Below are 17255 nucleotides of genomic sequence, written 5' to 3' on the forward strand. Positions count from 1 at the left end.
GACGAAGGGGCGAATGGGAATACAATCATTTTTGGATTTATTGACAGTTGGGATCTCGTAATCTACGACGAACATGAAAAAGGTGAACACAACAGTGTGACACTGATGCATTCACCTCGTTATTTGTCATTTGATTTGTGAAGCTATTTCTTACTAGGTTGTAATATACGGGAACTACATTTCCCAGTTTAGCAGGAACACCCTGCTTTATGTTCTGCAACGTCTATTCTTTCTAACAACTAATCACTCAAACGGCTTGAATCTCGTCATCGATAAACTCGTGGATATACTGAATCGCATCTAAATAGAAGCCCTTTTTCATTTTATCCGATACTTTCTGTTCGAACTGGCCGAACACTGGATTCAACACGTCTACTAAAGTACGCTGCAGAACCTGCTCGATCTCTTGTTTTTCCTCTTCACCGGCTTCTGCTTTAATCATCAGTAGATAATGTTGATACATGAGCAGATGACCGAGATGGTCATTTTTAAAATCGCTTGCTTCGACGAACGACTTAAATCCCGACACCTCATACCATGAAGCAATTTCTCGTAGCAACTGCTCTTCTTTTTCTGGATCATTTTTATAAAGATACTGCGCAGCAAACGGAGGTGCATAATAATGCCCAGGAATATAGAGAAGGTTCTCGTACTGAAATGCTAACTCCTCTTCTGGTACATTCGCGGCCTCTTTGAGCAGTTTGATAAGCTTCTCATCAAACTGCTCAAACGCTTCTAAGTCTTGTTCAGCAAGTTCTTTCAAAAACTCAGTCTCACCATACAGCATCCTGGCAAATGCGGCGTAAAGAAAACTCCGTTCTTCATCCGCATAATTTATCGTTGTCATGCCTTCTTCACCTCTACTTTTGCATAAAGTTGAGCCGCAGAACCTCCAATCGGATCAAACAAACCGTTATTTTTCAGAATTGGATCTATGCTTAACATGTCGTTTGCCGAAAAGCCTGTGTCTCTCCCTTTCGCATACAATCCGGACTCTTTCTTCGGCTCTGCAAATTCATAACTTGTGTGGCCATACTCCGAAGCAGCTCCTGTCCACTTGCCATTAACTTTAATCGGAGAAGACGCAAATGCGGTGTGACCGAAGTTATAACTGCTTCCAACAACACCAGGGCGGATCCCTTCTGTAACCATCACACGGCCTTCTGCCTCATAATCGCTACCTGTAATTTTCACTTTATCTCCGTTTTTCAACCCGCGCGCTTTTGCATCACGTCCGTTCATCCATACTGGGTTATCTTCGCGAATTTCACGTAGCCACGCATTAGAAATCGCCCTGTGCGTTCCGATATGCTTTGCTTTCCAGTTTGTCATAATTAGCGGCAGTGATTTGTCATATTCACTTTCGTCGTATTCTTTGATCGGTTCATATACTGGAATACCGCTGTAAAACTCACCACTGAATGAGTGCTTATTACGAGCCGTTACCTCATCATAGAAGTTCGCTTGACCTCCATACTGATATTTCACATGCTGACCACCATTGATATATTCACTTCCTGGTTCCTCGAAGCGCCCACCTCGATTTAAAACATAAACAACTTTGGCCCATTCTTCAGGTTTCACCGCTTTTTTCAATCGGTCTAGATCAAAGTATTCTTTTAAAGCTTTCTTTCTTGCATTAACAAAGATTTGCTGTTCCTCTTGATCTGCATCAGGAACGGGATCTTCGTTATGAGCAATATTAGCGGCCATCTTCATGTAATATTCTTCATAACTATTCAATGAGCTTCCATCAGTAAAGGCATGATCTCCAACACCTGGAAGGTCTAGTTTTTTACAAATATCAATGAACACATCTTCTACTGCTTTCGCATCCGGTACTACACGTGTTACTGGCTGCATAATACTACTTAATCGATGAAGCTGATTCGGGTAGATCGTTTCTTGACCGTAACGCTCTAAATAAGTCAGATCAGGCAAGACATAGTCCGATAGTTCCGCTCCTTCACTGACTGAAATATCAAGTGAAACTAATAGTGGGATTTTCTTCTCATCCTTCATAATGTCACGGTATACGTGTCCATTCGGGAAAGATAAGATAGGATTTATTCGGTATATAAACAGTGCTTTTAATCCGTAAGGGTATTCGTCCGCTGCACTCGGAATCAATTCATGTGATGAATTCCCTGTCGCTGAGAACCAAGGACGAAGAGCTGGATACCCACCATCACGATCAAATAATGTACTCTCTTCATAGTTAGATTGTTTACGAGTGATTGGTGTCCCCCAAGGCTTTCGCGCATCAGGTACAGTATCCAAGTCATACACTCCACCAAACGGACTATAGTCAGCACCTGCTGAAATGCTACCACCTTTCCAGTCATAGTTCCCGATAAGATGGTTGAGGATGTTCATTGCACGTACGCTGTAGTAGCCGTTCGTATGCATCGCATTCCCGCGGTAACCAAATGCTGCCGCTTTTTTACCGTAAGACGTGAACTCTTTGGACACTTCTTTAATCATCGCTACGTCAATACCCGTAATCTCTGAATATTCTTCAAGCGTATGCTTCATCACTTCTTCTTTATAAAGTGAGAAAGTAGACTTCACTTCAATCCCATTAATGACTGTATCCACTTCTAGGTCCGCTTCATCAACGTCTGTCGAAACATGAGGCTGCCCATTTTTGAAAACAACGTACTCATCTTCGGCACCGATTCCTAAATCGGAAGCGCGGAGCTTCTGTTTATTCGGCTCGCTTAGGTTAACGAGATGCGTCGCATCACTCCAAGTCGGTTCGTTGTCTTTTTCTGCCGCTTTCTTATTCGGATTTACTAAATATTTGTGGTCGTAACGTTTGTTTTCGATTATCCAACGGCCCATAGCAAGGGCAAAGGCACCATCCGCCCCTGGAATAACTGGAATCCAGTGATGGGCTTTCTCCGCTGACTTCGACATACGAGAATCGACGACTGCCATTTTCATGCCACGCTCGATTGCGTTTGTAATCTGCGGAGCCATCCATGTTGGACCTTTATTGGCGACAACAGGGTTTGTACCAAACGCCATCATATATTCAATATGATCAATATCGGTATACGTTCTACGCTTTCCGTGTTCAAATGAACGATTATTACCGATTACACTACTTACTCCGCATATGCCGCCATGGTCATCAAAGTTCACGCTACCAAACCCTTGACTCCAGATACGAGTGTTCGTAAAGTGCCTGCGGTCTCCACCAAGGCAGGCGACCTGATTTACTTTGGGACCTAAATCAGGATGCTTTGTGTCGATGAGGACATCCTTATATTTTTCATCAAATTGAGCCTGTGACATGTCGCCATCGGACACTTTTTTCCAATCACCCATGACTTTCTCTTCTTCTTCATAAGCGATCAACTCTTTTAATCCCGGTGTGCCTAAATCATCGCTTCCTTCTACGATTTCTTTATATGCCTGTTCCCATGAAATCGTCTTCCATTTGCCACTCCCACGTGGCCCTACACGTTTCATCGGTTTTTTCAGTCGATACGCGTCATAGGCAGTCTGAATGCCCGCTTGCCCTTTCAGGCATGTTCTACCGCCACGGAGACCTCTTCCTGCCACAGCAACACTTCCGCCACCAAGCGCGGCCGCAGCTGCTGGTTTCAAATAATCGATTTGGCCCATCGGCTTCATCGTTAACGGACTATAAGGGTTCCCTGCAATTTTTCGAACGAGAGACGTACATCCACCTTCAATGCGACCCTCTTTTACAAAAGCTTTAATGGTACAGTGCGTATTACACTGTTCACACGTCGTATAAATCACGTCTTCCGCTGTGTAATCTTCCGTTTCCGTCCCGACACCGTGTTCGACATCAGCCCAGACATTCCCACTTGTGATCTGCCGAACCGGACTTCCGAAAAATGGTGAGGCAAACGCGATGGCACTAAGGATTCCTGCTCCTTTAACAAATGAACGGCGGTTTACTCTTTTATCAAAAACGGTTTTACTCATAATCTTCCACATCTCCTTCCTGCGTTTCCAACGGTAATAACTTTGCTCCTATGGAATAAAGGAATAACCCCATCGCTACAACTCCGATTGAACTTAACCACTCTACCCAGTTAGGGAAATAAGACCCTTCAGGCAGACCATACATAGACTGGACGACCTGTGTCGGAACAACAATGTTAAAACGAACACCAATGATTCCGATCACAACGAGGATCGCAGCTACAGTCAAAGCTTTAACAGACTGATTGAATCGCTTGCTAAATACAATATAGATCGGGATCACCGCTCCAAGGAAAAGTTGAACGCCCCAGAATGACCAAGACATTGAACTCGTAAACATCACATCGAGGACAGCCATTTTATCTGGCTTCATGGTGAGACCTGCAACTAAAAATTCATAAAACTCAAGTCCAAGATCGATAATGAGGAAGAAAATCATAAGTAGAGCCAAACTTTTGATCATCTGCAAATCTACTGACTTCCCTCGCACTTTACGCTGAATGACGTACATGGCAATTAACAATGCTGTACCAGATACGAGTGCTGAAACGACGAAAATGACAGGAAACAGCGGTGTATTCCAATAAGGCTGTGCACCAACTGCCGCAAATAAAGTACCTGTTCCCCCGTGAACACCGATTATCGCAATTGGAATACCGATGATTCCTAATATTTTCATCCAGCTATGGTCTTTTTTCGCTGACTTCTCTGACGTATCTTCACTGCCAAACCGAATGATATTTGCTAGCTTGGATTTAAGACCAGCTGATCGATCTTTAGAAAGTTTAATTAAATCAATTCTCATAGCAAACCAGAGTTCGGTTAGAAGTAACAAGATATAAATTAAATAGAAACGGACTTCCCATGACAGAACACTGAGAATATTCCAATAAGCCATAGCATTAAACGCTCGGTCCATCCTTCCCAAATCGAGAAGAACAAACGTCAATGCCACCACCATACATATGAATGCCGTAAACAATGCAAAGCGGCCCACTCTTTCATACTGTTCCATACCAAATACGAAAATGAGTGTTGATAACAGGAACGCTCCTGCACTTAAACCGACAAAAAAGATATAAAAGGCAACCCATCCTCCCCATGGTACAAATGTACTAAGGTTCGTTACTGCCAGACCTTCTATAGCTCGGTAAAGAATGGCACCGCCTCCTGCGAACATCGCGAGGATAAGAGCAGCCATCCATAATTTAAAACGTTTTTCTAGTGTGGCTTCCGAGACGTGATTCGTATCACATTTCTCTGATACTGCTGATTGACTCATAGTTCCCCCTCCTGTATTAAACAAATTGATTTAGCGTAAATAGTAGACACGTGGTTCTGTGCCATACTCTTCTTTTAAACGAAAAGCTCTCGAACTGCTAGCAAGCTTTGAGACCGTGCTTTCTGGATCATTTAAATCCCCAAAATAGCGAGCATCACCGATACATGTTTCCACACAAGCTGGTTCCTCCCCACGCTCTAGTCGGTGAAAACAGAAGTTACATTTACGTACTGTGCCAATCGGAGATTTCCCGTCTTCTCTTTCTCCTCTATCCATCCCGTGTTCCGGTGACTGCATATCTTCAAAACCTAGCATTTCGTCATAGTTTTCACCGAAGTCAAAGGAGCGCGCACCGTAAGGACATGCCACCATGCAGTACCGACAGCCAATGCAGCGGTCGGAATCCTGCACGACAATCCCATTTTCCGCTTTATATGTGGCTCTTACTGGGCAAACAGATGCACACGGCGGTCTGTCACAATGCATGCAAGGACGTGGAATATTTGTGCGTGACACATTCGGAAAAGTTCCTTCTTCTTCTATAAACACTTGGTTATACGTCACACCTGGTGGGGTTCTGTTTTCTGCCTTACAGGAAACAGTACACGTTTCACAACCGACGCATTTTCTTAAGTCGATGACCATGCCCCATTTCACGCCTGTGTTATCATTGCCTACAGCAGCTTGATATTCCAACTTTTGATTGAATTCTTTACTTACGGATTCCTGATATTTGTTGACGAATTCTTCTTCTGTGATGAGCCCATCCGACAACCGTCTGGCGTCTTCTGCCATATTTAGACCTAAATTGGTATCATACTTGGATGATTTCAAGATGTCAGATCCGCTTGCCAATCCATTATTTATAAGTACATCATACTTCGTAGCCATTTCCAGTTTCCCCCTCTTCTTCAGTCAGTTAAGAATGTTACTCTTCCTTCTTTTTTTCTGTGTCTTCATCACTCGTTAATTCTCTTGTCGATTTTTTAAATTCTTTGAGCGTATCCCCAACAGCCCTACCCATTTCAGGGAGCTTCTTTGGACCAAAAATAATGAGTGCAATCACTAGAATGAGTATTAAACCTGGAATACCAATATTAGATAACATCTTACCCCTCCTCTTTCGTCTCACTTATATTTAATGCAACATTCGTGCCAAAAAAATAAAAAAAGAGTTTCCTAAACTTAAAAAAGTTAAGAAACTCTACCATAACAGGGGGTCAACGATTTATTTATTTTTCTTTTTGATCAGACAAGCCAGCACTTTCATGACATGATAAACGCGATTTTTTATGACTATGCGACAAATTGACACGCCCCATATGACATAATGTCATGACACAAAGTTTAGCGACCATCGGGAGATAGCTTGTACTGCTCAATTTTGCGGTAAATATTACGCACACTGACACCTAAAATGCGAGCGGCATCAGATTTATTCCACTCTGTATGTTCCAATACATGAGCGATATGTTCTTTTTCTACTTCTTCAAGGGTTCTTTCCACATCACCACAAGGGTCGGACTGAGCGACCTCTTTTTTAGGAGAAGTAGGGAGCATCAAATCTGAGGCAGATACTTCATGACCTTTAGAAAGTAAACACCCTCGTTCAACGATATGAAATAACTCACGGATATTTCCAGGAAAGTCATATGACACGAGAGCTTCCATCGCTTCTTTAGACAAGGTTTTGTCGCTCCACTTCGAATGTGACTGAAGATAGAATGATACCAACTCTGGGATGTCATCCATTCTTTCTCTTAACGGAGGTACAGTGATTTTTAATACTTGGAGGCGATAATATAAATCTTCACGGAACCTTCCTTCAGCAACTTCATGTTCCATATCACGATTTGTAGCCGCCACAACCCGCACATTGATCTCTCGCTCTTTTACTTCTCCCACTCTACGAAATTGGCCAGTTTCTAGAAAACGAAGGAGTTTCACTTGTACATCAAGAGACATTTCCCCGATTTCATCCAAGAAAAGCGTACCATTATGAGCGACTTCAACTAAACCCTTTTTCTCTTTCTGCGCACCAGTGAACGCACCTTTCGCGTGTCCAAACAGCTCACTCTCTAGGAGCTGTTCCGGGATCGCACCTGAGTTCACTGCGATAAAGGCCTCATCCCTTCTGCTACTCCAATAATGCAGCGCCTTGGCAAAAAGTTCCTTCCCCGTCCCACTTTCACCTTCAATTAGAATCGATGCATCGGAGTCTGCGACTTTGGCGGTCAGCTCTTGTGCTTGTAACAATTTTTCACTGGATCCGATAATATTAAAAGTCTTCTCTTTGGCATGAAGTAATGCCTTCATTGAATCACGGTCTTCTTTAAGCTGCTTCTTTTCAACAGCTTTTTGCAAAACCACTTCCATCTCTGATAATTTATACGGCTTTGTTAAATAGTCATAAGCACCTTTCTTCATTGCTTCAATTGCCGTTTCTATCGTGCCGTGACCAGTGAGCATGACCACTTCTATGTCTTTTGCTCCACTGTTTTTTACCTTCTCGAGAAGTGTAAGTCCGTCCATTCCATTCATTTTGATATCAAAAATCCCGATATCATAGGTTCCCTTCTCCAGTCGCTCAAGCGCCTGTTCTGCAGAAGGGACGCCTACCGCGTCGTACCCTCTTCGATTAAGACGGTTCACGAGTAGTTCACGCAAATCTTCTTCATCATCTACAACGATAACACGTGTCATCATATCCCCCTTTCTCCTCTAGTCATTGATTGATCTGCTTTTTGGAAGAACAACCTTAAATGTCGTTCCTTTTCCTTGTTCACTATCAACTTCCAGCGTTCCGTTCATCTGCTCGACGATCCCATAACATACAGATAACCCAAGCCCTGTTCCTTGTCCAGTAGGTTTAGAGGTGAAGAACGGATCAAAAAGTTTTGGGATATATTCTTCCGGAATGCCAGAGCCGTTATCTTTCACTGATATAGCGACGCCTTCAGTTACTTTTTCCATGAAGATCATCATTTGTGGATCCGCTTGATCACTCATCGCATCGATCGCATTTTGAAGAAGGTTTACAAATACTTGGCTCGTTTTCAACGGATCTCCATCCAATGGAGGTAAATGGTCGCCAACTTTTACAGTGACCTTGATGCCATGTTTTTTCAAATTATGCTCCATGAGCATTAAACTTTCATTCATCACATCTTCTACTGAAAACGTCGTGATTTTCCATGATGATTGACGAGAAAAATTGAGCAAGTTAGCGGTAATTTCTTTACAGCGATGGATGTTTTTTCGAATGACATGTAAATAATGATCCATATCCCCGCTATCTAACAGCTCTTCTCTATCTTCTTCAAGCCGGTCCGTGAGATCTTCGGCATATACTTGGACAGATGCCAACGGATTGTTCACTTCATGTGCAAAGCTTGATGCCATTCTACCAAGAGCCGATAACTTGTCTGTTTGAATGAGCTTTTCTTCTAAACGCTTCTCTTCTGTGATATCTTCCATAACAACCAATGCTTCCTCACCTTCTTCAAGCGTATGCTGTAGTGGAAAAACACGATGTCGATAAATGCGCTGTTCCCCATTTTCATCTGTTTTCGTGAGGGTTTCGTCCATTTTTTCAAAAGTCGTTTCACTTAATGGACACGAATAACAAGGGGAGTCGTTGTGATCACTAAACATTTGAAAGCAAGGGACTTCAGAGCGTTCTCCGATCCATCCTTTGAGTGTCGGATTCATCCAAGCGATGGAATAATCTTTTCTTATCACTGCTAAACCTGCTTCCATACTGTTTACAACGATACTCAGACGTTCTTTTTCTTGTTCGAGTGATCTTTCTTTTTGTTGAATTTCTTTATTCATTTCATTAAAAGCTCGCGTTAGTTCCCCGAATTCATCGCGTCGCTCAACAGGCATCTCATCCGGCCAGTAACCTGTCTTCACATAGCGCATCCCGCTTTGTAATTTTTCAATCGGCTTTACAAAGTAAAGGCCAGCATAAATACTGATGACACTTCCAAACAAAATCATCGCCGCGGCGACCAGCCCACCTCTTGTAAGCATACCATACACAGGAGAAAGCATATCACTGCGTGGTTGTTCCATCGCTAACTCCCAATTCAATTCTTCTATCGGAGCTGTCGTAATGATGCCAGTGTTGTCTGATGATAATTGACCGTCATCTATTTGCCATAGCTTCGAATAATCTTGATGTGCGATAATTCTTTCATCCTGATCACGCAAATACATGACACTGTCACCATCCAAATAATGGGATGAGACATCACCGATAAGCTTTTGCAAGTGGAGTTTCACACCGAGTGCGTTAGCAAAGTCCTCACTAACTGGAACGAGAAGGTGGACATACGGCTGCCCGTATTCATTAAACTTCACTCCAGAAAATATATGGTCTATTTGATCACCTTTCAACTCATTTAAAAGACTTTGATCATCTAGCCACGGTTCGGCATTTGTATCATTTAAGTTAAAACGAGAAACCCGCCGTAAAACGTCACCAGTATCATTAAGTAGCACGATTTCATCTATCGACTCTTGCTGATTGAGTAAATCGTAATACACCCCTGTATCCTCTAGGGTGGCAACGGAATTCCCTACAATCTCCATTCTTTCGAAGATATGATTCACGTGATCACTGATGCTACTGGCTACACTTTCTACACGCAATTTCTGAGATTGGGCCGCAGTGTCTTCAACTTGACTTGACATGACCAATAAATAATATCCCGAAATAAGAACCAATGGGATACTTGACATAATCAGTCCAAACAACAAAACTTTGTAACGGATGGAGTGAAGCTTTTGTTTCATCCCCCTTGTCCTCCATTCATGTGCAACGGTTCAACCAGCTTCAGCATATTTTTATCCATGTCAACGTCAAGCTTCTTCTTGGTTGTCTCGTTCATATAAAAAGAAATTTGATCTGGTAGTTCTACTGGAATATCACTCGGTTCATTTCCTTGCAACAACAAACTAACCTGCCTCGCTGCTTGAACCCCTTGTTCATAAAAGGAGGAGCCATATCCTAAGAGAAAGCCAGATTCAACCTCGTAATCATACATTCCCATAACTGGTACACCTTGGTACAACGAAAAATCAGCGATTTGATCTGTTTGTCCCTCAATCCTAAAACTAGGTAGTGTCATGATCCCATCACCAGGCTTTAGTTCATCTTCCAATGCGTTAAAATCCAAAGATTCACCGACATGAAAAGGTTGCACAGAAATCCCTAAAAACTGTGCTGCTTCTTTAGCAACTTGCAATGAATGTCTACTAATATCAATATCTTCAGAATAGAGGAGGATCATCCTTTCTACATCGGGAACCATATCAATAAATAACTCTAACCTTTTCGCTGAAAGGTGCATGTGGTGGTTGCTAAGACCTGTGAAGACACCTTCTGGATGTCGAAAATCACTAATGATGCCAATTTCTTTAGGCGCGGCCATTCCTATAAAAACAGTAGGGATCATTTGATTCTTTTCTTCCATTACCTTTGCCAAGACTTGCGTTTCGATCCCTCCAAAGGAAGTTATCACGTCTACCTCATTTTCTACGAGCCTCTTTGCATTCTCTTCTAACCCTTCTGGTGTTTCTTCTGATTCAAAAGCTGTAAACTTTAATGAATCCAGGTCATACCCTAAATCGACTAGACCTGTTTTCAGCCCATCAAGTTTATCTACCCTGTTATCACTAGAATAAAGGACACCAATTGTCATGGGATCATCATCTTCGAATATAACAGTGATAAAATATAAGCTAAGTAAAAAGGCCACAACGATTAAAAACAAACCTATTTTTTTCACGATTCTCCCCCTTCAATCTATTACACTACTTATTATTTTCGCTAACTATCATTACAATTGTACCTAAGTTGTCTGATGAAGTGATAGTACAAATTGTTCCACCAATGTTTTTTCAATGTAATTTGATACGTATTTTATCGTAATAAATAGTGAACATACTCTTCCATCACTCCGCTTCCACCTTGTTGCGATGAGATTGAATATGTGGCACGAGATCGTGCCGCCTTTCTCTAGTAGGTACTCAATGTTTCTTGTGTCACCGTCCATTGTCAGGGCTTTTTGGTTATAAACGAGCCAGTTTACGTAAAAAGGGAGATTTTCGAAAAAAAAAAAGGAACTTCCGTGGATTTGGAAGTCCCCTTAGAGGCTTGTTTTATGATTCTCCACTTTCCTGATCAAAAAATGCTTTCACATCAGCAAATGTATTTGTTACAAATACAATGTCTTCGGTATCAAAAACGACAAAAGCTGGGTATTCGTCAACATCTAGCAGTTCTGCTTCTTCCACTGGTTGATTGAATTGTTTAACTGAACCGGTTTCTAGTTCTTCCGTTTCAGAAATGAAATCCATGACATCATCAACTTTTATATCTTGATTTGTCTTGTCATCTGCTTCTTCATGTTTGTAAAATGCTCGTAGCGTGTATTTTCCGTCCTCATAGGATTTAAGAGTTTCAATGATGTCTTCTCTTGTTCGCTCGATGGTTACGTGTTTAATTTTTTCTGCTGTATACACCGGGAAATGATCGGCTTGATCAAGTTGTAAGTCGAAAATATTTCCTTCTGTTCTTTCTTCTGAAGCGCGGGGACGGATCTCCTTTTCCAAATTTGTAATCAAATTGTAATCATCCCTCCTTGATGATGCACTTAAAGGAACAAACGAATATTTCACCAAAATCAAACACCTTAAAGAACATGCTACTGGTAATTTATCACAATATATTTTAGGGAGAAATTGCGCGAACTATCCCCGTACACCCAAGAGGACGGCAAAAACTTTTTCCTATCATTCATGTATAATAATATTAGAACGAAGCAGCAATATGTCGCATGAAGTTGTGATCACTGAAAAAGCAACCACCTACTATCCTTTCGTGGAGGGGCAGGCAGTTACTTTCTTTGCTTCTTTGAACGATTTCTAGAATCAATCTCCATACACTTATCAGAACGATACTTGATGTTAGTACAATAATCATTGTGTTGTCATTTTCTCACCTCCCTTCTGTCGAGAGATGGTCAACCACACACCTACTTCACATCGTTACAAACTACATTTAACCAGAACATACATTCTTGTTTCAGTAATCTATAATCATGGTAAATGTTAAGTTTTTTCTCAAGGAATATCCTTTCCAACTTTATTACCTTGCCTTCATAATTTTTTACACTTTCATTACAAAATCGACTAACTAAATACGTCCCCGTGCTTCTTTACTCATATATATCAACCTACTTTCTTTTGACTTGACTAATTATGATACTTAAACTGTAACACTTAGGGTTAGCTGTTCTTCTTCAATTCTTCTCTCTGTAGCTACATAAGAGCAGCGAGAGGTTCTTTTTGATAGCGCTCTCCCTTCGTTTAATACCTCTTATTCTAATGATTTAATTACTTTTTGAAATTCTTCCTCATCTATTCCAACAGAATTAACCCAATAAAACGGATGCCAGTCGATTTCCGCACTAGCTGGGATAAACTGAAAACTTATGTTGTCTGAGTTGTCATTAACCTTGTACTCACCAACATAATTATTAACCATTAGATATGATAAATGAGGAATGACTTCATAAGGATCGTCACCAGTTTCCGTAAACTCTAGTAACTTTTCTGTGTTTAAACTGCTCGCATATTGTCTTTGAGTTATTTCAATATACGCAGAGTTATCTGCATTAGTATAACTTAGAAGAACTAAGTCACCTTCAAAAACAACTTCTTCTAATTCAAATTCAGCTGGTATATAACTTGGAACAAGTACATCGTAGTCCAATTCTTCTACTGCTTTTGTAATCACATCTTCATTATTCGAACAAGCTGATATCAACAAGAATAGAAGAAACAAACAAGAACCTAATAATTTTTTTCTCATTATAACCTCATAACCTCCAAAAATCATTGATTTAATCGTAACATTGTTAACACAAGTATATGTAAATTCCTTATTCCACAATCCTGCTAGTTAATGCAATAAAAATAGTAACTCTTTATTGAAATATTCTCCCCGTTAGCTACATAAGGATAATGACAGTTTAACTTGTTCCTCCCAAGTTTCCCCTTTACTCTAGGTAAGGTTTTACGAAATGTTTCTTTACAAAATACCCCATTAATACACCGACAAACGTGCCAAAAGTATTCAGAATGACATCATCGATATTAGAGACTCTTCCGATTGCAAGGAAATACTGAGCTAACTCTACCCCAATAGAAAATAACATGCCAATTATAGTGATTCTTAATAATTTGTATTGTGATTGAAGTTTTAACGTAAGAAAGAAACCTAACGGGATGAATAATAGAATATTAAACCCTATGTTCCGAATTGGTCCTGTGTAATGCACAGAATTGACCAATGTATCCCATATGCTAAGGAAAGGAACTAATTGAACGGATTGTCCTCCTCCAGGTCTCGGAAGAAGTGTCACTAATAAAACTCCAATTATTGATAGTATTAAGAAACTATTTATAATCACTACATAAAGTGCCTTCTTCTTGGTTTCACCTTTTTTTACATTTTTATTGTAGAAAAGCCATCCTATTAAAATCACAAAAGGAATCAGAATTAACAATAGTGGGATAGCTTGACTAAATGCTCTCCATAATTGTTCCATTACCGCATCTCCTTTACTAAATTAAGTTAAAAATTCACAAAACTATCCTCACCGTTTGCACCACAAGAGCAACGCCAACCTATTTCATAACGCTTGCCTGTTAGTTTAATAATCTGATTAAAAGAAAAGCTATTATAATTAAAACGATTGTTATGATTTTCGTTAAACAACCACCTTGGGATAATGCACCTGGTTCCCCAGCCATAGAGCGGTTTACACCACCTGCACAATTATTGGGTTATTGTTTTTTTCTTTTTGTTATTCGTATCCTGCTTATTTTTGTCCATTTAATCACTCCTCTTGCGAAATTCAGAAGGTTATGAGTGAAATTCGGTACGTTATGAGTGAGATTCGATACTTTATGAGTGAAACTCAGTAGGTTATGAGTGAAATCCACCATTTTATGAGCAATTTAGGATTTTTGACTCACGAAAAGTGTTCCCTTTCGCTAAAGAGAAAGATCGCGATTAGTTTTGAGTTAGTTCCATCATAAAAGGTTCATCCGGAAACTCTTTATAACTCGGTTCACTGGAAAAAGATGTATTAGGTGTATTACTTTTTCGACTGTGCAACAGTTGCCATCCGTTAATTTAACACTCCCATTTACCTTCTCCTCATAAATTACTTCGCTTTATATTTTACAAAATAAGGTGCCAATAAAAACCCTACAATCAAAATTGAAAATCCAACAAATATGTTTATAAAGCTGCTATTGAATGGTGTAAGGAATAAACCAACGATAAGTAATGGTAAGATTGTCAGTGATACAAGAGTAAATCTACCTGAAATTGTGATCTCATGTTTCGTTTCACAATGATCGCAATGAGTAGGTTTATAAGAACAAAAAAACGATTTAATCATACTCCCCCAACTAAATGGTGTATTACATTTATCACATTTTTGCATTAGAGTCCCTCCCATAACAAAATCATTATTGAAAGGAGTAACAAACGATTTACTATGAACATCACTCTTTCAACCCAATGTTTGCAATTGAGTTTAACGGAAATTCAGAAAAAATAGAACCAAATATAAATAGACTTATATTTTTGTGAGGTATGTGACGGTTCCTTGGAGGTCGCGGACATGTGGTGCTTTATCTGTGACAAATGGGCATATTCAGCTCTATAGATCGGTTGTTGCCCATGTCTTCTTGAATAGAAAAAACACCGCTATAAAAGCGGTGTTCCTTTTTACTGTTCTGTTAACTCTTCGATGGATACACTTCTTTTTGTTCTGGGGTATCAAGGCATCCACCTTTTACTTCCACAAGACTGAGTTACGAAAAATGTGGGTTTCATGAACTAAAATCGTTAGCGTTTAATGGAAGTGTGAGTGTAAAAATACTTCCTGTCCCTTTTTGACTTTCGGCATGAATATCACCATGATGAGCTTTCAAAATGTAATGAACAATGGAAAGACCTAAGCCTGAGCCACTACGATGTTTTTTTGATCTAGACTTTTCACCACGAAAAAAAGAATCAAAAATGTATGGTAAATCTTCGTCGTCAATACCTTGACCATTATCTTTCACTTTTACAATAAGGTGTTTGTTTACTTGTTCCACTTGAATAAATATCTTATCACTACCATATTGAATCGAATTATCAACGAGGTTATAAATCACTTGTCTCATACGTTTGGGGTCAAGTTTCATTTGAACAGGCGGGGCCTTCAAAACATATTCAAGTTCCGCTTCTTTATAATTCAAATCAAACTTTAATTTTTCCAACATTCCCATAAAGTAATCATTTACATCTACAACTTCTTTATGAATAGGCAATTGTTCTAACTCCATTTTTGAGTACTCAAACAAGTCATCAATAAGGTTATCTAAGTGATTGGATTTATCGTGAATTACTTTCAGATACCTTTCTCTCATTTCATCATCTTTTGCAACGCCATCTAGTAGTCCTTCTACATATCCTTTTATTGACGATAGTGGTGTTCGTAAATCATGAGAGATACTGGCAATTAACACGTTTCGTGAATCTTCATATTGCTTTTGTTTTGCATATGATTCTTTAAGGTGTTCTCTCATCAAATTGAACCCTTGAATAAACCTACCAATCTCATCATTTCGCTTGTATGGTATGGCATAATCAAGATTCCCCTCCCTCATTTCCTCTGTAGCTTGGTAGATACTTCTGATTGGATCGAGTACCGTTCTCGTTATGTACCATACCCATCCAACCATTAGCACGATCAAAGTAAATAGACCCATTCCTAGACTTACAAAAATGATTTGTAAAACATCACGAAAAGCACTAAAGGGTTCAGCTCGAAAAGAATTTGCTTCAATTTCTACCTTCCATAATTCATCCTGGGAAGTCTGTACATCTATTGTAAAAGTATCGATATCAAGAGGGAGTTTATTACTTTCATCACGAGGGCGAAACTCTTTGGAATCAAATAGCAATTCATGATTTTGTCCATGAATGGTCAAATGAATATCGTATTGGTCTAATAAAGAAACGATCTTTGTGTAAAAAAGCTGTTGATCAGAAAGAGAGTCTTCATAATTTCTAATTGTCATTTCAACATCATTAAATAATGCATGAAGCTGGTCACCATCTTGAGAATCTATATTTTTGGCGCCTACCAAAAAAGAAACGATGATAGCAAGAATAGGAATGATGATAATAGATAAAAAGGCAAGGATTAACCTATTTTTCAAGCTTGATTTCATAGCGCATCATTCAATCGGTAACCAATGCCCCAAACGGTTTGAATATACTGTGGTTTGGAGGAATCGACCTCAATTTTTTCCCTGATCTTCCGAATATACACCGTAACTGTATTTACATCACCAATATGATTGTATCCCCATATTTGCTCATACAATTGTTCTTTTGTATAGACCTGCCCCTTATTAGCGACCAATAAATACAGTAACTGAAATTCCTTCGCCGTTAAATCGACTTTCTTTTCTTTCACATATACTTCAAACCTGTTTTTATCTAACTTTAATTCTCCATATGACACGATGCCTTCGCACTGTTTTTGACCAGAAAAATGTTTATAACGCCTTAATTGAGCTTTAATTCTCGCTACTAACTCTCCAGGACTAAACGGTTTTGTAATGTAATCATCGGCACCAATCCCTAGACCAATGATTTTATCAGCATCGCTTTGTTTTGCACTCATCATTAGAATGGGAACAGTAGATTCTTGTCTAATTTTACGACAAACTTCTGTTCCATTTAAATGAGGTAACATAATATCAAGAACAACCAAAATTGGCTGTTCCTGATAAAATAATTGCAGTCCTTCTTCTCCATTGTAAGCAAGAATGACTTGATATCCTTCTACTGTAAGATAATCTCTTACTAATTCTCCAAGTTCTGCTTCATCTTCTACAATTAAAATTTTATCTGCATTCATAATCT

14 protein-coding genes are annotated in these 17255 nt (G+C 39.7%); all 14 read right to left on the reverse strand.

Annotation, left to right across the window (positions count from 1 at the left end):
* Positions 1-247: 247 nt before the first annotated feature.
* Complete coding sequence (locus HNQ41_RS00295) at positions 248-847, reverse strand: TorD/DmsD family molecular chaperone (RefSeq protein ID WP_184662414.1); 600 nt, start codon at positions 845-847, stop codon at positions 248-250.
* A complete protein-coding gene (locus HNQ41_RS00300; RefSeq protein WP_184662415.1) occupies positions 844-3963 on the reverse strand; it encodes a molybdopterin-dependent oxidoreductase in 3120 nt (1039 codons plus the stop codon). Before HNQ41_RS00300 ends, HNQ41_RS00295 begins: the two co-directional genes overlap by 4 nt.
* The gene (nrfD, locus tag HNQ41_RS00305) at positions 3956-5245 is read right to left on the reverse strand and encodes an NrfD/PsrC family molybdoenzyme membrane anchor subunit (RefSeq protein WP_184662416.1); all 1290 of its coding nucleotides are present in this window, start codon (positions 5243-5245) and stop codon (positions 3956-3958) included. Before nrfD ends, HNQ41_RS00300 begins: the two co-directional genes overlap by 8 nt.
* A 30-nt stretch (positions 5246-5275) precedes the next feature.
* Complete coding sequence (gene dsrO, locus HNQ41_RS00310) at positions 5276-6136, reverse strand: sulfate reduction electron transfer complex DsrMKJOP subunit DsrO (protein WP_184662417.1); 861 nt, start codon at positions 6134-6136, stop codon at positions 5276-5278.
* Positions 6137-6173: 37 nt separating this feature from the next.
* Positions 6174-6353 (reverse strand): twin-arginine translocase TatA/TatE family subunit, encoded by a 180-nt coding sequence (locus tag HNQ41_RS00315; RefSeq protein WP_184662418.1) that lies wholly within the window; start codon positions 6351-6353, stop codon positions 6174-6176.
* A gap of 239 nt (positions 6354-6592) precedes the next feature.
* Entirely contained in the window at positions 6593-7948 is a 1356-nt protein-coding gene (locus HNQ41_RS00320) for a sigma-54-dependent transcriptional regulator (RefSeq protein WP_246421441.1), read from the reverse strand.
* Positions 7949-7966: 18 nt separating this feature from the next.
* Entirely contained in the window at positions 7967-10045 is a 2079-nt protein-coding gene (locus HNQ41_RS00325; RefSeq protein ID WP_184662420.1) for an ATP-binding protein, read from the reverse strand.
* On the reverse strand, positions 10042-11040 hold the full coding sequence (locus tag HNQ41_RS00330; protein WP_184662421.1) for an ABC transporter substrate binding protein: 999 nt from the start codon (positions 11038-11040) through the stop codon (positions 10042-10044). The genes HNQ41_RS00325 and HNQ41_RS00330 overlap by 4 nt, the downstream gene beginning before the upstream one ends.
* A 373-nt stretch (positions 11041-11413) precedes the next feature.
* Positions 11414-11878, reverse strand: a complete 465-nt coding sequence (locus HNQ41_RS00335; protein ID WP_184662422.1) for a hypothetical protein — start codon at positions 11876-11878, stop codon at positions 11414-11416.
* A gap of 754 nt (positions 11879-12632) precedes the next feature.
* Entirely contained in the window at positions 12633-13127 is a 495-nt protein-coding gene (locus tag HNQ41_RS00340) for a hypothetical protein (protein WP_184662423.1), read from the reverse strand.
* 187 nt (positions 13128-13314) lie between these two features.
* Positions 13315-13866, reverse strand: a complete 552-nt coding sequence (locus HNQ41_RS00345) for a VanZ family protein (RefSeq protein ID WP_184662424.1) — start codon at positions 13864-13866, stop codon at positions 13315-13317.
* 621 nt (positions 13867-14487) lie between these two features.
* Complete coding sequence (locus tag HNQ41_RS16885) at positions 14488-14787, reverse strand: TIGR04104 family putative zinc finger protein (RefSeq protein WP_425506933.1); 300 nt, start codon at positions 14785-14787, stop codon at positions 14488-14490.
* Positions 14788-15163: 376 nt separating this feature from the next.
* Positions 15164-16543: a sensor histidine kinase gene (locus HNQ41_RS00355; protein ID WP_184662426.1), complete on the reverse strand. Its 1380-nt coding sequence runs from the start codon at positions 16541-16543 to the stop codon at positions 15164-15166.
* An 8-nt stretch (positions 16544-16551) separates the two neighbouring features.
* The gene (locus HNQ41_RS00360; protein ID WP_184662427.1) at positions 16552-17250 is read right to left on the reverse strand and encodes a response regulator transcription factor; all 699 of its coding nucleotides are present in this window, start codon (positions 17248-17250) and stop codon (positions 16552-16554) included.
* Between the last annotated feature and the right edge of the window lie 5 nt (positions 17251-17255).

Source organism: Texcoconibacillus texcoconensis (assembly GCF_014202575.1).
GTDB classification, from domain to species: Bacteria; Bacillota; Bacilli; order Bacillales; family Salisediminibacteriaceae; genus Texcoconibacillus; species Texcoconibacillus texcoconensis.